Source organism: Pasteurella bettyae CCUG 2042 (assembly GCF_000262245.1).
GTDB lineage: Bacteria > Pseudomonadota > Gammaproteobacteria > Enterobacterales > Pasteurellaceae > Basfia > Basfia bettyae.
On record NZ_AJSX01000040.1, the window covers coordinates 117,581 to 135,876 of the forward strand.

17 protein-coding genes are annotated in these 18,296 nt (G+C 35.8%); 12 read left to right on the top strand and 5 right to left on the bottom strand.

What is annotated here, in order from left to right:
• The first annotated feature begins 21 nt into the window (after positions 1-21).
• The 8 genes from nrfB (at position 22) to HMPREF1052_RS08850 (ending at position 7,352) form a co-directional block, all read left to right on the top strand.
• The gene (gene nrfB, locus HMPREF1052_RS08815) at positions 22-657 is read left to right on the top strand and encodes a cytochrome c nitrite reductase pentaheme subunit (RefSeq protein ID WP_005761300.1); all 636 of its coding nucleotides are present in this window, start codon (positions 22-24) and stop codon (positions 655-657) included.
• Positions 654-1,334, top strand: coding sequence for a cytochrome c nitrite reductase Fe-S protein (gene nrfC / locus HMPREF1052_RS08820; RefSeq protein ID WP_005761346.1), 681 nt, complete (start codon positions 654-656; stop codon positions 1,332-1,334). The genes nrfB and nrfC overlap by 4 nt, the downstream gene beginning before the upstream one ends.
• On the top strand, positions 1,334-2,305 hold the full coding sequence (gene nrfD, locus HMPREF1052_RS08825; RefSeq protein WP_005761275.1) for a cytochrome c nitrite reductase subunit NrfD: 972 nt from the start codon (positions 1,334-1,336) through the stop codon (positions 2,303-2,305). The genes nrfC and nrfD overlap by 1 nt, the downstream gene beginning before the upstream one ends.
• Before the next feature lie 75 nt (positions 2,306-2,380).
• Positions 2,381-4,294 carry a heme lyase NrfEFG subunit NrfE gene (gene nrfE, locus HMPREF1052_RS08830; RefSeq protein WP_040596497.1) on the top strand — a complete coding sequence of 638 codons (1,914 nt, stop codon included), beginning with the start codon at positions 2,381-2,383 and terminating at the stop codon, positions 4,292-4,294.
• Positions 4,291-4,821 (top strand): DsbE family thiol:disulfide interchange protein, encoded by a 531-nt coding sequence (locus HMPREF1052_RS08835; protein ID WP_005761369.1) that lies wholly within the window; start codon positions 4,291-4,293, stop codon positions 4,819-4,821. The genes nrfE and HMPREF1052_RS08835 overlap by 4 nt, the downstream gene beginning before the upstream one ends.
• A 1-nt stretch (position 4,822) precedes the next feature.
• Complete coding sequence (gene nrfF, locus HMPREF1052_RS08840; protein WP_005761341.1) at positions 4,823-5,293, top strand: heme lyase NrfEFG subunit NrfF; 471 nt, start codon at positions 4,823-4,825, stop codon at positions 5,291-5,293.
• Positions 5,290-6,138 carry a tetratricopeptide repeat protein gene (locus HMPREF1052_RS08845; RefSeq protein WP_005761361.1) on the top strand — a complete coding sequence of 283 codons (849 nt, stop codon included), beginning with the start codon at positions 5,290-5,292 and terminating at the stop codon, positions 6,136-6,138. Before nrfF ends, HMPREF1052_RS08845 begins: the two co-directional genes overlap by 4 nt.
• The gene (locus HMPREF1052_RS08850; protein ID WP_005761335.1) at positions 6,138-7,352 is read left to right on the top strand and encodes a BaiN/RdsA family NAD(P)/FAD-dependent oxidoreductase; all 1,215 of its coding nucleotides are present in this window, start codon (positions 6,138-6,140) and stop codon (positions 7,350-7,352) included. The genes HMPREF1052_RS08845 and HMPREF1052_RS08850 overlap by 1 nt, the downstream gene beginning before the upstream one ends.
• Positions 7,353-7,439: 87 nt before the next feature.
• On the opposite strand, the gene sodA is transcribed toward HMPREF1052_RS08850, so the two are convergent.
• Together sodA and HMPREF1052_RS08860 are read right to left on the bottom strand one after the other, a co-directional pair.
• On the bottom strand, positions 7,440-8,084 hold the full coding sequence (gene sodA, locus HMPREF1052_RS08855) for a superoxide dismutase [Mn] (protein WP_005761409.1): 645 nt from the start codon (positions 8,082-8,084) through the stop codon (positions 7,440-7,442).
• Positions 8,085-8,235: 151 nt separating this feature from the next.
• Positions 8,236-10,512, bottom strand: coding sequence for an NADP-dependent malic enzyme (locus HMPREF1052_RS08860; protein WP_005761302.1), 2,277 nt, complete (start codon positions 10,510-10,512; stop codon positions 8,236-8,238).
• Positions 10,513-10,760: 248 nt separating this feature from the next.
• Between HMPREF1052_RS08860 and rsuA the strand changes: the two genes are divergently transcribed.
• From rsuA to HMPREF1052_RS08875, 3 genes are all read left to right on the top strand, one after another.
• Positions 10,761-11,459: a 16S rRNA pseudouridine(516) synthase RsuA gene (rsuA, locus tag HMPREF1052_RS08865; protein ID WP_005761286.1), complete on the top strand. Its 699-nt coding sequence runs from the start codon at positions 10,761-10,763 to the stop codon at positions 11,457-11,459.
• Positions 11,460-11,482: 23 nt separating this feature from the next.
• Positions 11,483-12,670, top strand: a complete 1,188-nt coding sequence (locus HMPREF1052_RS08870; RefSeq protein ID WP_256593623.1) for a Bcr/CflA family multidrug efflux MFS transporter — start codon at positions 11,483-11,485, stop codon at positions 12,668-12,670.
• Between the two features lie 106 nt (positions 12,671-12,776).
• Positions 12,777-14,621: an ABC transporter ATP-binding protein gene (locus HMPREF1052_RS08875; RefSeq protein ID WP_005761301.1), complete on the top strand. Its 1,845-nt coding sequence runs from the start codon at positions 12,777-12,779 to the stop codon at positions 14,619-14,621.
• A gap of 90 nt (positions 14,622-14,711) precedes the next feature.
• On the opposite strand, the gene HMPREF1052_RS08880 is transcribed toward HMPREF1052_RS08875, so the two are convergent.
• Together HMPREF1052_RS08880 and HMPREF1052_RS08885 are read right to left on the bottom strand one after the other, a co-directional pair.
• A complete protein-coding gene (locus tag HMPREF1052_RS08880) occupies positions 14,712-15,272 on the bottom strand; it encodes an LOG family protein (RefSeq protein WP_005761266.1) in 561 nt (186 codons plus the stop codon).
• Between the two features lie 7 nt (positions 15,273-15,279).
• Positions 15,280-16,932, bottom strand: a complete 1,653-nt coding sequence (locus tag HMPREF1052_RS08885) for a recombinase family protein (RefSeq protein ID WP_040596498.1) — start codon at positions 16,930-16,932, stop codon at positions 15,280-15,282.
• A gap of 754 nt (positions 16,933-17,686) precedes the next feature.
• Between HMPREF1052_RS08885 and HMPREF1052_RS11265 the strand changes: the two genes are divergently transcribed.
• Positions 17,687-17,848, top strand: a complete 162-nt coding sequence (locus tag HMPREF1052_RS11265) for a hypothetical protein (protein WP_005761276.1) — start codon at positions 17,687-17,689, stop codon at positions 17,846-17,848.
• Between the two features lie 145 nt (positions 17,849-17,993).
• Here the strand turns inward: HMPREF1052_RS11265 and HMPREF1052_RS08895 are convergent.
• On the bottom strand, positions 17,994-18,296 hold a 303-nt coding region (locus HMPREF1052_RS08895), incomplete at its 5' end, for a hypothetical protein (RefSeq protein WP_040596500.1).

Below are 18,296 nucleotides of genomic sequence, written 5' to 3' on the forward strand. Positions count from 1 at the left end.
CAAACAATTAAGGTAAATAACATGAACTCTGTATTGAAAAAATTTGCAAAACTCTCAACATTGTTTGGAGTGATGCTATTTGTGACAACAGTTCAAGCTGAACAGGCGAAAACTGAAGCACAGAAAGAGTCTCCAGTGGCATCTTTTGAGCAAAAATTGGATAATGTGCGTGATCCTAATCAGTATTGTGCACAATGTCACAACCTTGATACTGCAAAAGACCAAGCCGTAGGGACAAACCATGCGGGTAAATTCCATGGTACACATTTAATAAAAGAAAATCCTGCAACGGGTAAGCCTATTACTTGCGTAAGTTGTCACGGTAATATATCTGAAAATCATCGTCGTGGTGCTAAAGATGTCATGCGTTTTGAAAGTGATATTTTCACTACTGAAAAACCGATGTATTCAGTACAAGAACAAAACCAAGTTTGTTACTCTTGCCATAAACCTGAAGTGTTACGTGAAAAACTTTGGGCTCATGATGTTCATGCGATGAAAGCACCTTGTGCAAGTTGCCACACATTACATCCTGAAAAAGATGCAATGAAAGATATTGAGCCTAAACAACGTGTAAAACTTTGTGTTGACTGTCATGGTGAACAACAAAAACGTAAAGCAGAACAAACTGCAACCGAACAAAAGGATAAGAAATGACAGCCTGCTCACGCCGAAACTTTGTTTCCGGAATGGGTGCGTTAATCCTCACAACGGGAACATCAGTTAAATTATCGGCACAAGGTGAAAAACCGACAGAGATAGCCCCTAAACGCTATGCAATGGTACATGATGAAACCTCATGTATCGGTTGTACGGCTTGTATGGATGCTTGTCGCGAAGTAAACCAAGTGCCAGAAGGTGTTTCTCGTTTGGAAATTCTTCGTAGTGAACCTTATGGTGAATTTCCGAACCAGGAATATGAATTTTTCCGTCAATCATGTCAACATTGTACCAATGCGCCTTGCGTATCAGTTTGTCCGACAGGGGCTTCGTTTATTGATCCTGAAACAGGCATTGTTGATGTTAATAAAGATTTATGTGTCGGTTGTCAATATTGTGTTGCGGTATGCCCTTATCGTGTACGTTTTATTCATCCAATACATAAAACAGCAGATAAATGTAACTTCTGTCGTGATACTAATCTTGCTAAAGGTAAACAACCTGCTTGCGTGGAAGCTTGTCCAACAAAAGCATTAACTTTTGGTGATATGAATGATCCAACGAGTGCAGTTGCGAAAAAAGTAAGAAATAATCCAGTTTATCGGACAAAAGTGGCCTTAGGTACAGAACCTAATCTTTACCATATCCCATTTGCAAGAGGAGAGCATAGATAATGAGTACATTAGAATATCCTGTGCCTTTCCATACACCTGATCTTGTATGGGACTCAAGTATTGCGATTTATTTATTTTTACTTGGTATTTCTTCTGGTGCAGTGCAATTAGCCATTGCTTACCGTCGTAGTAATAAACTTGAAAAAACAAGTCAAAATTGGATTATTCGTAGTGCGGCAGTGCTGGGAACGGTTCCCACTCTAATCGGGTTAACCTTATTGATTTTTCATTTGGCAAGACCTTGGACATTCTGGAAATTGATGTTTAATTATCAATTTAATTCTGTAATGTCGATGGGGGTTATGCTGTTCCAAGTTTACATGTTATTCATGGTGATTTGGATCGCAGTCTTGTTTAAACAGGAAATTGATGAGCTAATTAAGAAATATGTACCTAAGTTGCAATTTGTCAGCAATATGATCACTATGTGTGAACGTATTTTTAGTGCAGCAGAAGTTATCTTATTTATTTTGGCTGCTGTATTAGGTGCTTATACAGGTTTCTTATTATCAGCATTGATTAGTTACCCAATGTTAAATAACCCAGTTTTACCTGCGTTATTCTTAGCATCAGGGACTTCTTCAGGTATTGCTGCCACTTTCTTATGCATCTTATTGGCAGGTAAGCTAAAAGGCGATAGCCATGAAGTTCACTTTATGCATAAATTTGAAGTACCAATTATGGTGACTGAATTAGGATTAATTGTGTGCTTCTTTGTTGGTCTACATTTTGGTGGTGGACAAAAGGTTGTTGCCTTACACAATGCGTTATCTGGTTTCTGGGGGGCGGTATTCTGGATCGGCATTATGCTGATTGGTATTATGATTCCTCTGATTGCAAATTTATTTGCCAGTGATAAGTGGAAGTACAATGCGAAATTCATCATTTTAGTTTCTATTTTTGACTTAATTGGTGTTCTTTGCTTGCGTTACTTTATTTTATACGCAGGACAACTAACCATCGCAATGTAAGTTAACTTTTTGTAAAATAAGGGCGTATTTTTATACGCCTTTTATTTTTATTCACATTTATTTAATTAGATTATGATGATTCCAGAGCTTGGCTTTATTGCATTGTTGATAGCAGTGCTTGTTTCTTTCTTATTAGCCTTTGTGCCTTTATGGGGTATTGTTAAAGGTAAATCTCATGTGATTAGCTATGCTTGGAATTTTAGCTATCTGTTAGGGATTTTTAGTAGTCTATCAATGGGTTTATTAGCCTATTCTTTTGGCGTAGATGATTTCTCATTAGAGTATGTGAGTGCTCATTCTAATTCCCAACTCCCTTTATTTTTTAAATTAGCAGCGACTTGGGGAGGACATGAGGGTTCAATGTTATTTTGGCTATTTTGTTTAGCTTTATGGACCGCACTATTTGCTTTCTTCAGTCGTAAAATTGATCCTATATTTTCTGCTCGAGCCTTATCTATTCTCGGGTTTATTTGTTTAGGAATTGGCATTTTTATTTTATTTTTCTCAAATCCCTTTATTCGTCAATTTCCATTACCTCCCGAAGGTCGCGATCTCAACCCTATGCTACAAGATATTGGTTTGATTATTCATCCACCTTTATTATATCTTGGTTATGTGGGCTTTGCGGTTAACTTTGCGATGACAGTTTCTGCAATGTTAAGTGGATATTTAGATGCGGCTATTGCACGTTGGACAAGACCATGGGTATTAGTTTCTTGGCTATTTCTCACTTTGGGTATTATGTTAGGTGCTTGGTGGGCTTATTATGAACTCGGTTGGGGAGGCTGGTGGTTTTGGGATCCTATAGAAAATGCTTCTTTAATGCCTTGGCTATTAGGACTTTCTTTATTACATAGTTTAGTGGTTACCGAACAACGGGGTATTTTCAATTATTGGACAATTCTGTTTTCACTTTTTGCATTTTCATTTAGCTTACTTGGTACCTTTGTTGTTCGTTCTGGTGTTTTGACATCCGTGCATGCTTTTGCAGTAGATGGTGAACGAGGAACGGTATTATTGCTGTTATTCTTCATTTTAATGGCGGTAGCATTAACGATTTTTGCGTTAAAAGTAGATCTCAAACAAAGTGCGGTAAGATTTTCAATTTTTTCTAAGGAAAGCTTATTGTTGTTAGCCAATATGATTTTTACTATTGCAACAGTGAGCGTATTCTTAGGAACATTTTATCCAATGGTATTTTCTGCGATGGGGTGGGGTTCTATTTCTGTCGGTGCCCCTTACTTTAATAGCATTTTTGTTCCTTTGTTAGTCATTATTCTTTTGGCGATGGTATTGGTGTTAGTCACTAAATGGCAAAAAGCCAATTCTGCTTTATTAATCAAAAAATTAGCATTAATCATTCCCGCATTAAGTTGTACTTTTGTAGTGATTTATTTCACCATACAACAAGATGAAAGTTTAAAATTCCATATATTTGCTTTTATTATTCTAAGTTTAGCTATTTGGTTACTGATGGCAACATTATGGACTAATTGGCTGAAAATTTCAGTGCAGCAATTAGCTATGGTATTAGCCCATTGTGGCGTGGCATTGGCAGTTATTGGTGCGGTGATGTCGAGTTATTTCGGCAGTGAAATTGGTGTACGTTTGGCACCAAATCAAAGTAAAGTGTTAAATGGGTATGAATTCCGTTATTTAGGATTTAGTAATGAATTAGGACCAAACTTTACTTCAGAACAAGCACATTTTGAGATTTATCAAGATGGTCATAAAGTGACAGAATTATTCCCTGAACGTCGTTATTATGAAGTAAGAACTATGAATATGTCTGAAGTGGGAATTCAATGGGGAATTTTAGGGGATATTTATATTGTCATGGGCGATAAATTAGGCCCTGGCGAGTTTAGTTTCCGTTTACATTATAAACCTTTTATTCGTTGGTTATGGCTTGGTGGAGTTCTCATTGCATTAGGTGCATTATTAGGCACAATTGGGGTACGTTATAAAAAGCCTAAGGAAATAATATGAAAAAGAAAGCAATTTTATTTTTACCATTAATTTTATTATTAGGGATATGCATATTTCTAAGTATGGGGCTAAAACAAGATCCTAAAAAAATTGCCTCTGCATTAATTGGAAAGCCAGTCCCAGAATTTTTTCAAGCGGATTTACTCGACATTAATCATATTATTAACAATAAAAGCTTACCTAAACAGCCTTTTCTTTTGAATGTATGGGGAAGTTGGTGCTATTACTGCATGCAAGAACACCCATTTTTAATGGAATTATCTGCACAACATATTCCGATTGTAGGCATTAATTATCGTGATCAAAAACAAGGTGCCTTAGAAATGCTCACTAGAAAAGGCAATCCTTTTATTATGAATATTGATGATAGTCGTGGTGAATTAGCCATGAAGTTGGGCGTTGATGGTGCGCCTGAAACTTATCTCGTAGATGAAAATGGTGTCATTCGTTATCGTTATTCTGGTGCTTTTAATAAAAAAATTTGGGAACAAGAAATTCAGCCTGAATTTAATAAATTGATACAATAATATGAAAAAATTACTATTATTAGGATTAGTTTTATTTGCCTTTTGTGTTCGTGCAGAAATGGTAGATACCTATGACTTTAAAAATGTTGAAGATCGTACCCGTGCAGTCACTTTAGCGAAGTCTTTACGCTGCCCACAATGCCAGAATCAGAATTTGGTAGAATCCAACTCGCCGATTGCTTATGACTTACGTATTGAGGTTTATAAAATGGTAGATGAGGGTAAATCAAATCAACAAATTATAGATGTGATGACCTCAAGATTTGGTAATTTTGTACTTTATCAACCACCTTTTGAATTAAATACCGCACTACTTTGGCTGATTCCTGTTGGTCTAATCTTACTCGCTTTACTATTAGGTTGGCGTTATGTAGCAAGAAGAGCCAAAATTCGTGAAATTCCTACCGCACTTAATGCAGAACAACAGCAAGCATTAAATGACTTATTAGCAAAAGGAAAAGAGAGAGAATGACAGGTTTTATTATTGGACTTATTTGTTTTGCTCTTATTAGTTTAATCTTATGTATCCACTTTACTAAAAAAGTGCAATGGCAGAAAAATTATCGTCAGCAACAAAATATTGTTCTTTATCAGCAACAGCTCGGTACAAAGCCTGATTCTGCATTAGCTAAAGAATTTGCTGAACGCTTATTACTGGATGAACAACAAAGTGAGTCTGCACTTACCATCAAAAGTACGGTAGGATTTTCAAAAAAATTGTCTATTGGGCTATGGGCTATTTTAGTTATCATTCCACTGACTTATTATTTTTCACTTAATAGATTTGATGCCGCCCAAGATGGACAAAAAGCTTTTGCAGAAAAACAAACACAGTTAGCAACAGTTAGTGCGGAAGATAAAAATATGGATTATGTGATTTCTATTCAAAATCGTTTACGTAAAGATCCAAATAATGTTCAAGATTGGGTGGAATTAGGACAAGCCTATATGCTTAGTAATGATTATCAGCATGCCATTGTTGCTTATAGTAATGCTGAGAAAATTGAGGGGAGTAAACCTTATATTTTAGGGCTGGCGGCAACTACTTTATATTATCAAGCAGGTCAAAAGATTACTCCACAAGTGCAAGAGATTATAAACCTCGCACTAACAGAAGATCCTAAAGAAGCCTCAAGCCTCTCTTTGTTAGCTTCAGATGCTTTTATAAAAAATGATTTTAAAACCGCTTTAGATTATTGGCAGCGTTTGTTAGATACTGAGCAAAGTTCAGTAGATCGTCGAGAAATTATTAAGAATATGAATATGGCAAGAATGTTAGAGAATAGCAAAACGCAACGTTCAGGAGTAAATGAATAATGGCAAATTATGCTGATGTCGTTGTGATTGGTGCCGGAGCAGCAGGGCTGTTTTGTGCAAGTCAAATTGCTAAACAAGGTAAGTCTGTGACCATTTTAGATAATGGTAAAAAAATTGCCCGTAAGATTCTGATGTCTGGTGGTGGTTTTTGTAATTTCACTAATTTGGAAGTGAGTGCTCAACATTATCTTTCTCATAATCCACATTTTGTTAAATCTGCCTTGGCTCGTTTTACCCAATGGGATTTTATTGCCATGGTAGCAGAATATGGCATTGCCTATCATAAAAAGGAACAGGGGCAGCTATTTTGTGATGAAGGTGCTGAGCAGATTGTCAATATGTTACAAGCAGAATGTGATAAATATCATGTGAATATTCAATTACGTCAGCATATAGATTCGGTAGTGTCCTTTTATTCAGTTGAGAAAAGTGCGGTACGTTTTAAAATAATTTCTAACGCTCAAACTTGGCATTGCCATTCATTAGTGGTGGCAACGGGTGGATTATCAATGCCAGGCTTAGGTGCTTCCGCGTTGGGTTATCAGCTTGCAGAACAGTTTGATATGAATGTTATTGCGCCGAGAGCGAGCTTAGTTCCCTTTACTTATTTAGAAATTGATAAAATTTATACCGCACTTTCTGGAATTGCATTACCTATCAAGGTAACTGCGCGCTCTGGACAATCTTTTACGAACAATATGTTGTTTACTCATCGTGGTATTTCAGGGCCCGCCATTCTACAAATTTCTAATTATTGGCAACCGAATGAGCCTATAGAAATTGATTTATCACCTCATCAAAACATTACGGAAGTAATTCAACAGTTACGAATAGATTCACCTAAATTACAGCTTAAAACCGTGTTAACACGATTATTACCAAAAAAACTGGTAGAACTATGGCTTGAACAAAACTTTTTTCAAGATGAAGTGTTGGGAAATTTAACTAAAGTGCGGTTACAAAAAATCGAAAATCTGATTCACCATTGGCAATTCCAGCCTAATGGTACTGAAGGTTATCGTACCGCAGAAATTACTATGGGTGGTGTGGATACTAAACACGTGTCTTCAAAAACCATGGAAAGTAATACTATGGCTGGTTTGTACTTTATCGGGGAAGTGCTAGATGTGGCTGGATGGCTTGGGGGGTATAATTTTCAATGGGCTTGGAGCTCTGCCTATGTGTGTGCTCAGGATATTGGAAAACGTGAGTAAAAAAAATTTGCACCTCAATTTTTGAATTGCTCTTCAAATTTTAAGGTGCAAATTAATTTATAAGGTACTTTTTTATGAAATAATCAATTATTTTATTTCTGCTAATTTTTTCTCAAAGCGTTCTGCTGCGAAATCCCAGTTTACAACACTCCAGAATTCTTTAATGTAGTCTGGACGACGGTTTTGGAATTTTAAGTAATAAGCATGTTCCCAAACGTCTAAAGCAATTAGAGGGAATCCTTCACAACCAGCAATTGCTTTGCCCATTAATGGTGAATCTTGGTTAGCTGTTGAAACAACGGCTAATTTGCCATCATTTTGAACGACTAACCATGCCCAGCCTGAACCAAAACGTGTTGCAGCTGCTTTTTCAAATGTCGTTTGAAAGGCTTCAACTGAACCAAAGTCACGAATGATAGCTTCTTTCAATGCACCTTTTAATGTTGTGCCTTTTTTCAAACCTTTCCAAAATAATGTGTGATTCGCATGGCCACCAACGTTATTACGTACAGCGGTTAAATTTTGTGGTGCAACTTTATCTAAGTTCTTTAAAACATTGCCAGGACAACCTGTGGCAAATTCAGCTAATTCTGGGGCATTTTCTAATGCAGCATTTGCGTTATTTACGTAAGTTTGGTGATGTTTGCTATGATGGATTTCCATAGTTAATGCATCAAAATGGGGTTCTAATGCATCATATGTATAACCTAATTCTGGTAGAGTATAAGGCATAACAAGCTCCTTTTTTATAAAGTAAGTGAATAAATCGAAATCATTTTAACAATAAATTTGATTAAGATCATTAAAAATACAAATTTTTAACAAAAAAATAGCTTATGTGAATATTGGGTCAACATAAGCTATTTAGACGATTAGGTATTAATTATTTTACGTTTTGTGCTTTAACTGCAGCAATAGCCACCATATTAATGATACGACGTACAGAGCTCTTAGAGGTCAAAATATGAGCTGGTTTATTAAAGCCCATTAAGATTGGTCCAATGGTGATTGGAGTTGCAGTGCCTTGTAATAGGTTTAAGCTAATGCGAGCGGATTCCATATTTGGCATAACCAGTAAGTTTGCAGAACCTTTGATTGGACTGTCAGGCATAAATGAATCTCGGAGTTCGGCATTTAATGCTAGATCAGCGTGCATTTCGCCATCAATAATTAAGTTAGGTGCTTTAGCTTTTACCAGTTCTAAAACTTTACGCATTTTAACCGCACTTTCATTATTAGCAGAACCATAGTTTGAATGAGAAATTAACGCTACTTGAGGCTCAATACCAAATGCACGTACTTCATCTGCTGCCATCAAGGTAATTTCAGCTAATTCTTCCGCATTTGGATTTTCATTAACGAACGTATCTGTAATAAATAAGTTACCACTACGTAATACTACACCATTAACGGTTGCAGGGGTGGCTACGTTTGCTTTTATACCAATGACTTCTTTTAATAATGATAGGTTAGAGCTGTAAGTACCGACTAAACCACACAACATCGCATCCGCATAGCCTAATTCTAATAATGCTGAACCGATAGCTGTACTGTTAGTTAACATACGGCGTTTTGCCATTGCTTCAGTGACACCATTACGTTTAAGGTTGTTATGATATAAGCTCCAGCATTTTTTGTAGATTTCTTCATCATTTGTATTTAATACTTCGAAATCTTTACCTACTGCAATTTTTAAACCTAGTTTTTTGATATTAGTTTCAATCACATCTTTGCGACCGAGTAATACAGGGCTTGCAATACCTAATGTAGTAATTTCTTGTACCGCATGTAATATGCGAGTCTCTTCACCATCAGTTAATAAAACTCGTTTTTTATCTTTTTTCGCTTGATCGAAAACAGGTTTCATAAATAAATTGGTTTTATAAACAAATTGTGTCAATTTTTCGATATAAGCATCAAAGTCAGTGATTGGACGAGTTGCTACGCCACTGTCCATTGCCGCTTTTGCAACTGCTGGTGCAATACGTACAATTAAACGAGGGTCAAAAGGTTTAGGAATAATATATTCAGGACCAAAGGTTATTTCTGAGCTATCGCCATAAGCTGATGTGACAACTTCGCTTTGTTCTGCTAATGCCAAATCCGCAATAGCTCGTACGGTAGCCATTTTCATTTCTTCATTAATTGTCGTCGCACCGACATCTAATGCACCACGGAAAATAAATGGGAAACAAAGCACATTATTAACTTGATTTGGGAAATCTGAACGGCCTGTACAAACAATAGCATCTGGGCGAACGGCTTTTGCTTCTATTGGGGTAATTTCAGGATTAGGATTTGCTAGTGCAAGAATTAATGGGTTTGGTCCCATGGTTTTTACCATATCCTGAGTTAATGCACCTGCTGCTGAACAGCCTAAGAAAATGTCGGCATCTTTTACAGCATCAGCTAGATTTCTCCAGCCATTATCTTTAATTGCATAGCGTTTTTTCGTTTCATCCATTTTGTCATCACGATTGAGGTAAATAACTCCTTTTGAGTCGCATACCGTGATGTTTTCCTTTTTCATACCAAGAGAAACTAATAAATTTAAACAGGCAATTGCTGCTGCTCCTGCACCAGAAGCAACTAAACGAACATCTTCAATTTTTTTATTAACAATACGTAAACCGTTTAATACTGCAGCTGAGCTGATAATAGCAGTACCATGTTGATCATCATGGAATACAGGAATATTACAGCGTTCACGTAATTTTTGTTCAATATAAAAACATTCTGGTGCTTTAATATCTTCAAGGTTGATACCACCAAAGGTAGGCTCTAATGCAGCGATAATTTCAACTAATTTTTCTGGATCTTTTTCATTAATTTCAATATCAAATACGTCTACACCTGCAAATTTTTTGAAAAGAACACCTTTTCCCTCCATGACAGGTTTACCTGCAAGTGCACCAATATTACCTAATCCTAATACAGCTGTACCATTTGAGATAACGGCGACAAGATTTCCTTTAGCTGTATATTTATAAGCATCCATCGGCTCATCTTTAATAGCTAAACAAGGTTCTGCTACACCAGGTGAATAAGCCAATGCGAGATCTCGTTGTGTTGCTAATGATTTTGTTGGAGTGACTTCAATTTTACCAGGTACAGGAAATTGGTGAAAATCTAGAGCGGTTTGTCGTAGTTGTTTGTCCATAGCTATCCTCTTTTATAGAAATGCATAAAATAGTTTACTAAGATACTCGGATTAAGTATTGATCTTTCGATTATACACATAATTAAATTAAAAACTGTGATAAAGTCCAAGTTTTTACATATTTTTTACAAAATTAATTAGAATCTAACCGCACTTTATTTTGTGCAATTTTTGATAACAGGCTAGAATAATAAAATGATTCATTGATTTGAATATGTATTTGTTAAAGAAAATAAGTTGAGAGTTTTATGAGATTAGATAAATTCCTTGCCGAAACCACAGGGTTGACCCGTTCACAGTCGACAAAAGTACTTCGCCAGCATCGAGTTAAGGTCAATGGTGAGAAAGTCAAAAGTGGTGCGATTCAAGTGAGTTCTGAAGACCAAATTTATTTTGATGATCAGCTATTAGAGTGGATAGAAAGTGGTATTTATTTAATGTTTAATAAGCCACAGGGTTATGTGTGTGCAAATGAGGATGGGGAATATCCCACTATCTATCAATTTTTTGATTATTCTATAGCAAATAAATTACATAGTGCTGGGCGTTTAGATGTAGATACAACAGGGTTAATTTTATTAACTGATGATGGTCAATGGTCACATCGAATTACCTCACCTAAACATCATTGTGAGAAAACTTATTTTGTCACACTGGCAGATCCCGTAGAAAATAATTATCGGGAAGCTTGTGAACAAGGAATTATGTTACGTGGTGAGTTAGAGCCGACCAAACCAGCGAAATTAGAGATTATTGATGACTATCATGTGAATTTGACGATTAGTGAGGGACGTTATCACCAAGTTAAACGAATGTTTGCAGCGTTGGGAAATAAAGTGATTGGCTTACATCGTTGGAAAATTGGCGAGATTGAGTTAGATCAAAATTTAGCTGAAGGTGAATGTCGTGTTCTTACAACAGACGAGATTACTAGTTTTAATAAATAGGACATATTTTGCAACAATCTAATATTATTCGTGCTAATTGGGTATTTGTTATGACCCTCGGGATACTATCAATGCTACCTCCTCTTGGTGTAGATATGTATTTACCTTCTTTTTTGAATATTGCTAAGGATCTTAGTGTCGATCCTGAACAGGTTCAGTATACACTCACCTTTTTTACTTTAGGAATGGCTATTGGGCAACTATTTTGGGGACCTGTAGGCGATAGTTATGGGCGTAAGCCTATTATTCTCTTAGGCGTTATGGTCGGTGCAATTGCTGCATTTATGTTAACGGGTGTTCAATCTATTACGCATTTTACAACCTTACGTTTTTTACAAGGCTTCTTTGGTTCTGCCCCTGTTGTTTTGGTGGGTGCATTATTAAGAGATTTATTTGACAAAGAAGAATTGTCGAGAATGATGTCTATGATCATTTTAGTGGTGATGATTGCTCCACTCGTTGCTCCTATTATTGGTGGGTATATTGTTTCTTATTTTCACTGGCATAGTATTTTTTATGTGATTGGATTTATGGGAATAATTAGTGCATTACTGGTGTTTTTTATTATTCCTGAAACACACAAAAAAGAAAATCGTATTCCTTTACGGCTAAATGTGGTAATGCGTAATTTTGTTACACTATGGAAACATAAAGAAGTGTTAGGCTATATGTTTTCATCGGGGCTTGGTTTTGGAGGGCTTTTTTCTTTCTTGACCGCAGGCTCAATTGTATATATTGGACTTTATGGTGTTCCTGTAGATCAATTTGGTTATTTTTTCATGATCAATATTGGCATTATGACTTTAGGGTCTTTTATTAATGGAAGAATTGTTCACCGCGTAGGTGCGGAACGTATGATGCAATTCGGGTTAATTATACAATTTATTGCAGGATGGTGGCTGATTTTGGTTGCGATATTTGATCTTGGCTTTTGGCCAATGGCAATTGGCGTGGCGGTTTTTGTTGGACAAAATTCCTTGATTTCATCCAATGCTATGGCTTCTATTTTGGAAAAATTCCCAACAATGGCGGGTACGGCTAATTCTGTAGCGGGCAGTGTACGTTTTGGGTTAGGGGCATTAATTGGTTCTTTAGTTGCCTTGATGAAAATGGATACCGCAGCACCAATGTTATTTACCATGGGTGGATGTGTAACAGGAGCGGTTATTTGTTACTATTTTCTGACTTATCGAACACTTAATGCACAATAAGTTTATTGCTCTAAAATGAAGATAAGTTTGCTTGGAGTTTATTTATCCAATAAGAAAAAAAGCGTATAATGCACAGCCTTTGTGTAAGTTAGGAAATGAGAAAATAATGTTCAATAAAATCTTTTCGTGGTTTGAAAATAGACTAGATGCCTATCCACAAGAAACACCAGAAACCCCAGCAAAAGGGCTATTTAAATTTATTTGGTCAAGTTTAGAGGGGATGAAAAAATGGATCCTGCTACTCGCAGTATTAACGGTAGGAACAGGGGTAATGGAGGCACTATTATTCCAATTTATGGGAGTATTAGTTGACTGGCTTGGTCATTATAATCCACTCACCTTATGGCAAGAGAAAGGAACATTATTATCGGCTATGGGAGGCTTACTCGTTTTTAGCGTCCTTTGGTCATTTCTCGCTTCGGCTGTTCGTTTGCAAACCTTGCAAGGTGTGTTTCCTATGCGTTTACGCTGGAATTTTCACCGTTTAATGCTTGGGCAAAGTCTCAGTTTCTATCAAGATGAATTCGCTGGCCGAGTTTCTGCCAAAGTCATGCAAACCGCTTTAGCGGTACGTGATACAGTGCTCACACTCGCTGATATGATGGTTTATGTGCTGGTCTATTTTATTAGTTCTGGTGTGGTATTGGTTGCCTTAGATAGCTGGTTCCTGGTGCCTTTTATTCTATGGATTATTATTTTTATCACTATCTTACGTGTACTCATTCCTAAACTATCAAAAACTGCAGAACGTCAGGCAGATGCTCGTTCATTAATGACGGGACGCATTACTGATGCCTATTCGAATATCACAACGGTTAAATTATTTTCTCATGGCGCACGTGAGGCTGCTTATGCAAAAAGTTCAATGGAAGAATTTATGCTAACAGTTCATGCGCAAATGCGTTTAGCGACCTCACTAGATACTTTAACTTATGCAGCTAATGTATTTTTAACATTAACAACCGCCATTTTGGGTGTGGTGTTATGGCAACAGGGGGCTGTCGGGGTTGGTGCGATTGCTACTGCGGTAGCCATGGCATTACGGGTGAATGGATTATCTCGTTGGATTATGTGGGAGTCTGCACGTTTATTTGAAAATATTGGTACGGTAAATGATGGTATGACAACTTTATCAAAACCTCGTACTATCGTGGACAAACCTAATGCACCTGCATTAAAGGTAACTAAAGGTGAAATTCGTTTTGATAATATTAATTTCTATTATGATGCCTCAAAGCCATTACTGAATAACTTTAATTTAGTGATTAAGCCTGGTGAAAAAGTGGGGTTAATTGGTCGTTCAGGAGCAGGTAAATCAACTATTGTTAACTTATTATTACGTTTCTATGAACCACAAAATGGTGTGATTACTATAGATGGACAAAACGTATTAGATGTTCAACAAGAAAGTTTACGCCGTCAGATTGGCTTAGTTACACAAGATACTTCATTATTACATCGTTCAGTGCGTGATAATATTATTTATGGTCGTCCTGAGGCTACAGAGGCAGAAATGATTAATGCCGCAAAACGTGCCGAAGCAGCAGATTTTATTCCTTACTTAAGTGATGCTCAAGGTCGCCATGGTTATGACGCACATGTGGGTGAACGAGGTGTGAAATTATCTGGTGGTCAACGTCAACGTATTGCTATTGCTCGTGTAATGTTAAAAGATGCGCCAATTTTATTATTAGATGAAGCAACAAGTGCCTTAGATTCAGAAGTTGAAGCAGCAATCCAAGAGAGCCTTGATAAGATGATGGAAAATAAAACCGTTATTGCCATTGCACATCGTTTATCAACAATTGCTGCGATGGATCGTCTCATTGTATTAGATAAAGGTCAAATTATTGAACAAGGTACTCATGCAGAATTACTAGAAAAGAATGGGTTATATGCCAAATTGTGGCAGCACCAAAGTGGTGGTTTCTTAACTGAGCATGTAGAATAGTAGTAAAAGTGCGGTTGAAATTTTAAAAATTTTCACCGCACTTTTTATTTCAAAGTAAGTTTGATTATGGCTCTATTGTTCCTTAAATAATTATTCAGGGTGAAATTCAGGTGCTTGATAATGCTCAATAAAGTCTTGAATTTCCGTTAAGTCCGCAGAAAATAGAACCAAATCTCTATCCGCTTGGGATAAAAATCCTGTGTTTACCATATCATCAAAGAAATGTTTAAGTGGTGTATAATAATTGTCGGCATTGTAAAAGATACAAGGATTTGGATTTTGCCCAATGCGAGCCCAAGAAACCATTTCACTAATTTCTTCTAATGTCCCTAAACCACCAGGCAAGGCAATATAAACCTCTCCTAACTCAAACATTTTCATTTTACGTGCTGGCATATTTTCTACTGTTAGCATTTCTGTGAGACCAGTATGAGCTTTTTCTTTTGTTTTCAAAAAGCTAGGAATTACGCCAATTACCTGACCACCATGCTGTAATACGGTATCTGCGATAACTCCCATTAAACCTTTTTTTGCTCCACCATAGACAAGTGTATGTTGGTTTTCAGCAATCCATTTACCTAATTGAATAGTGGTTTCTTGATGTTTTGGGTTGGTGCTATTGTTTGCTCCACAATAAACAGTAATTTTCATAAATATCCTAATATTTTCTAGTTAATAAGGTGAGTACTTCAACTTGTTTATCATTGTCCAAACTTATATTCAAGTCATCGTCTATAATTGGGAGCTTGAAAGTAATTGATTTTAACCATTGTCCGTTAGGCTGTTTTTCTTCATAAACTTGAATTTCAGAAATCAAAGCTGTAATTAACTGTCTACGCTCTACATCATTCATGACTTTATAGAGTTTATCAAAATAGATCAGAACCTTATATATGTTATCTCCTGTAAGTTTTTCAGCTTCAATAGTCTGTTTCTTTGCTTTCGCATCAATTAGTGATGATTCTAATTCATCTATTTTGTCATACATACGATATAGTCTATCATCTAAATCCTGTTTCCTTTTCTTATAATGCTTATCTTCAACATCTAAATTATCTATTTCCTCAATTAGCTTAAACTTTGTAGAATGACTCTTCCTCAATTCCTTTTGGTAATTATCTATTTCTTTTTCTATTTCAGAGGTGTCCACCTTCATGTTGATTTTTTCTTGCATCATAGAAGCAAATTTCGGATTACTTACAATCCTGACAATTACCTCTGCAACAGCATCATCTAACAATTCTTCTCTAATTTGCTTACTGAATGTACACTTATGACCTCTTATCATCTGCCTATGTTTACAACCATAGTAATAAAAATCTTTATATTTTGTGCCATCTTTCTTTTTCTTGGTACACTTGTTTCCAAACATTCCCACTCCACATATAGGGCATTTTACAATTCCAGAAAGCAAGTGTGTGCGTGTATCTTTTCCTTTATTCACATGCTCATATTTCTTTGCTTGAGATTTTAGCTTAACCTGAGCAGCTTGCCAAACTTCATTGGAAACTATAGCTTCATGTATCCCTTCAGATATTAGATATTCATCTTGTTCAACCTGCTTATATTCATTTCTTGTACCATGAACTTTTTCTAAAGTTCTTCTTCCAAATGCTATTTTCCCATTATATACAGGATTCTTTAATATCTTTCTTATAAGACCTGCATCGAACAAAGGATTCTTACCATTCTGTCTTGGGATTTTTCTAATTCCATGATTCTCTAAGTATTTAGATAGCCCATTGGCTCCTATCGTAGTATTTACATACTGATCGAAAATCGTCCTTATGGCAACTGCCTCTTCCTCATTTATAAACAGCTTGCCATCTTCAAGTTTATATCCATACGGAGCAAAGCCACCATTCCATTTTCCTTCCCTTGCTTTTTGAATGCGACCTTCCATTGTTTGAATACGTATGTTTTCTCTTTCTATTTCAGCCACAGCTGATAAAACAGAAATCATTAGTTTCCCAGCATCTTTAGATGAATCAATGCCATCTTCAACGCAGATAAGATTAACTCCATAATCCTGCATTATCTGAAGTGTAGAAAGAACATCAGCGGCATTTCTTGCAAATCTTGATAACTTAAACACAAGAACAAAAGACACTCCATCTTTTCCAGATTTTATATCTTCCATCATTTGATTGAACTGTATTCTACCTTCAATAGACTTTCCAGACTTTCCGGCATCTTCATACTCTCCAACAATTTCATAATCGTTGTAAATAGCAAAAGCTTTCATTCGTGATTTTTGTGCCTCTAACGAATACCCCTCTATGTAACAATCCTTAATTGGTATGAAGAAGATAAAGAAAAACTAACACAGAAAAGTTTAAATAAAAAAATGAACTATGATGTAGGAGAATCTTTATAGATAAAAAGAGGTGGAAAGCCATTATTAAAGACTTTAAGTCTAAAAAGGTATCAAAGTATACCAGAGATAATAAAAATATAAATATGACACTTAAAAGGCGATTATATAATTAAAGAAATGCTAGAAGACTTTTAGATGACAGTTACCAAGAGGGTCTAATTTTCACTGCTACTCATGCAGTGGGAATTGGACCTTTTTACATAATCAAATTCTATTTCAAAATTGGTTACCAAGAAAGACTTCTTTTCACTGTTAAGTATAAGAGGGTAATTTATAGAATTCTGTTACATCAAGATAAATATTTTCTGATGATCAAATTTTAAAAAAATTAATAACTCTCGATAAATTTTGAACCTTAACAATTGAATAGACCAAGACAGGACGTTAATTATTTTTGGAGCGTAATAACCTAGCCGCCAAGATCTTTCTGCTGAATAATTCGGTAAAACAAGTACTGCTAAGCAAAAAGAAAGTGAGCGATAAGTAAGAGTTTGAATATAGGGAGGGATACCCTATCCGCTATGAAGAAAATGAGGATAATGATACTTCTAAGGTTGAAGCCGGCTCATCCGGAATAGAGGCGGAGGTGAGATTCCTATGTTGCTAATCCAAAGCACTTGTCAATGTCGTAAAACTTAATTAAACAAATAATTATTAGATATAAAACTTTAGAGAGAGGAGGTATATATTGGACAATGACTGGAATGGATTGGCTGATTTAATAGCGAATCTGATTACAAAATATGCTGGTGCTTTAGATTTAGATAATCTGCCCGATCCAACGCCAGCAAAAAATCAAGAGAAGAAAAATAGTTTTGACATGGCAAAAACACAAATTGAGACGGACTAATAAAAGTGTTATAATATACTTGAAATTATAGTCCAAACTTAAATTCAAAAATCAAAGTTTATATATGATATAGAAAAGTTATATTGAGGTTAATGCTATGTCAAAAGAAAAAATAAAAGTATACCTCTATACACGAGTATCTACGTCAATACAGATAATGGTCTTTATAGTATTTCCCAGAGCTTTTGATATATCTTGATAGCTTTTCAATCATTGTATCTGTATGACTTTGCAGCTTATCCTTTAACTTATGATATTCTTCTTCAGTTAATCGAACATTTTGATATTCTCCATAAAAAATAGGAGTGGACTTTTTATCTATCTCTCCCTCTCTCTCTTTATCTATCTCTTTATCTATCTCTATATCTTTCTCTATCTCTATCTCTATCTCTATCTCTATCTCTATCTCTATCTCTATCTCTATCTCTATCTCTATCTCTATCTCTAT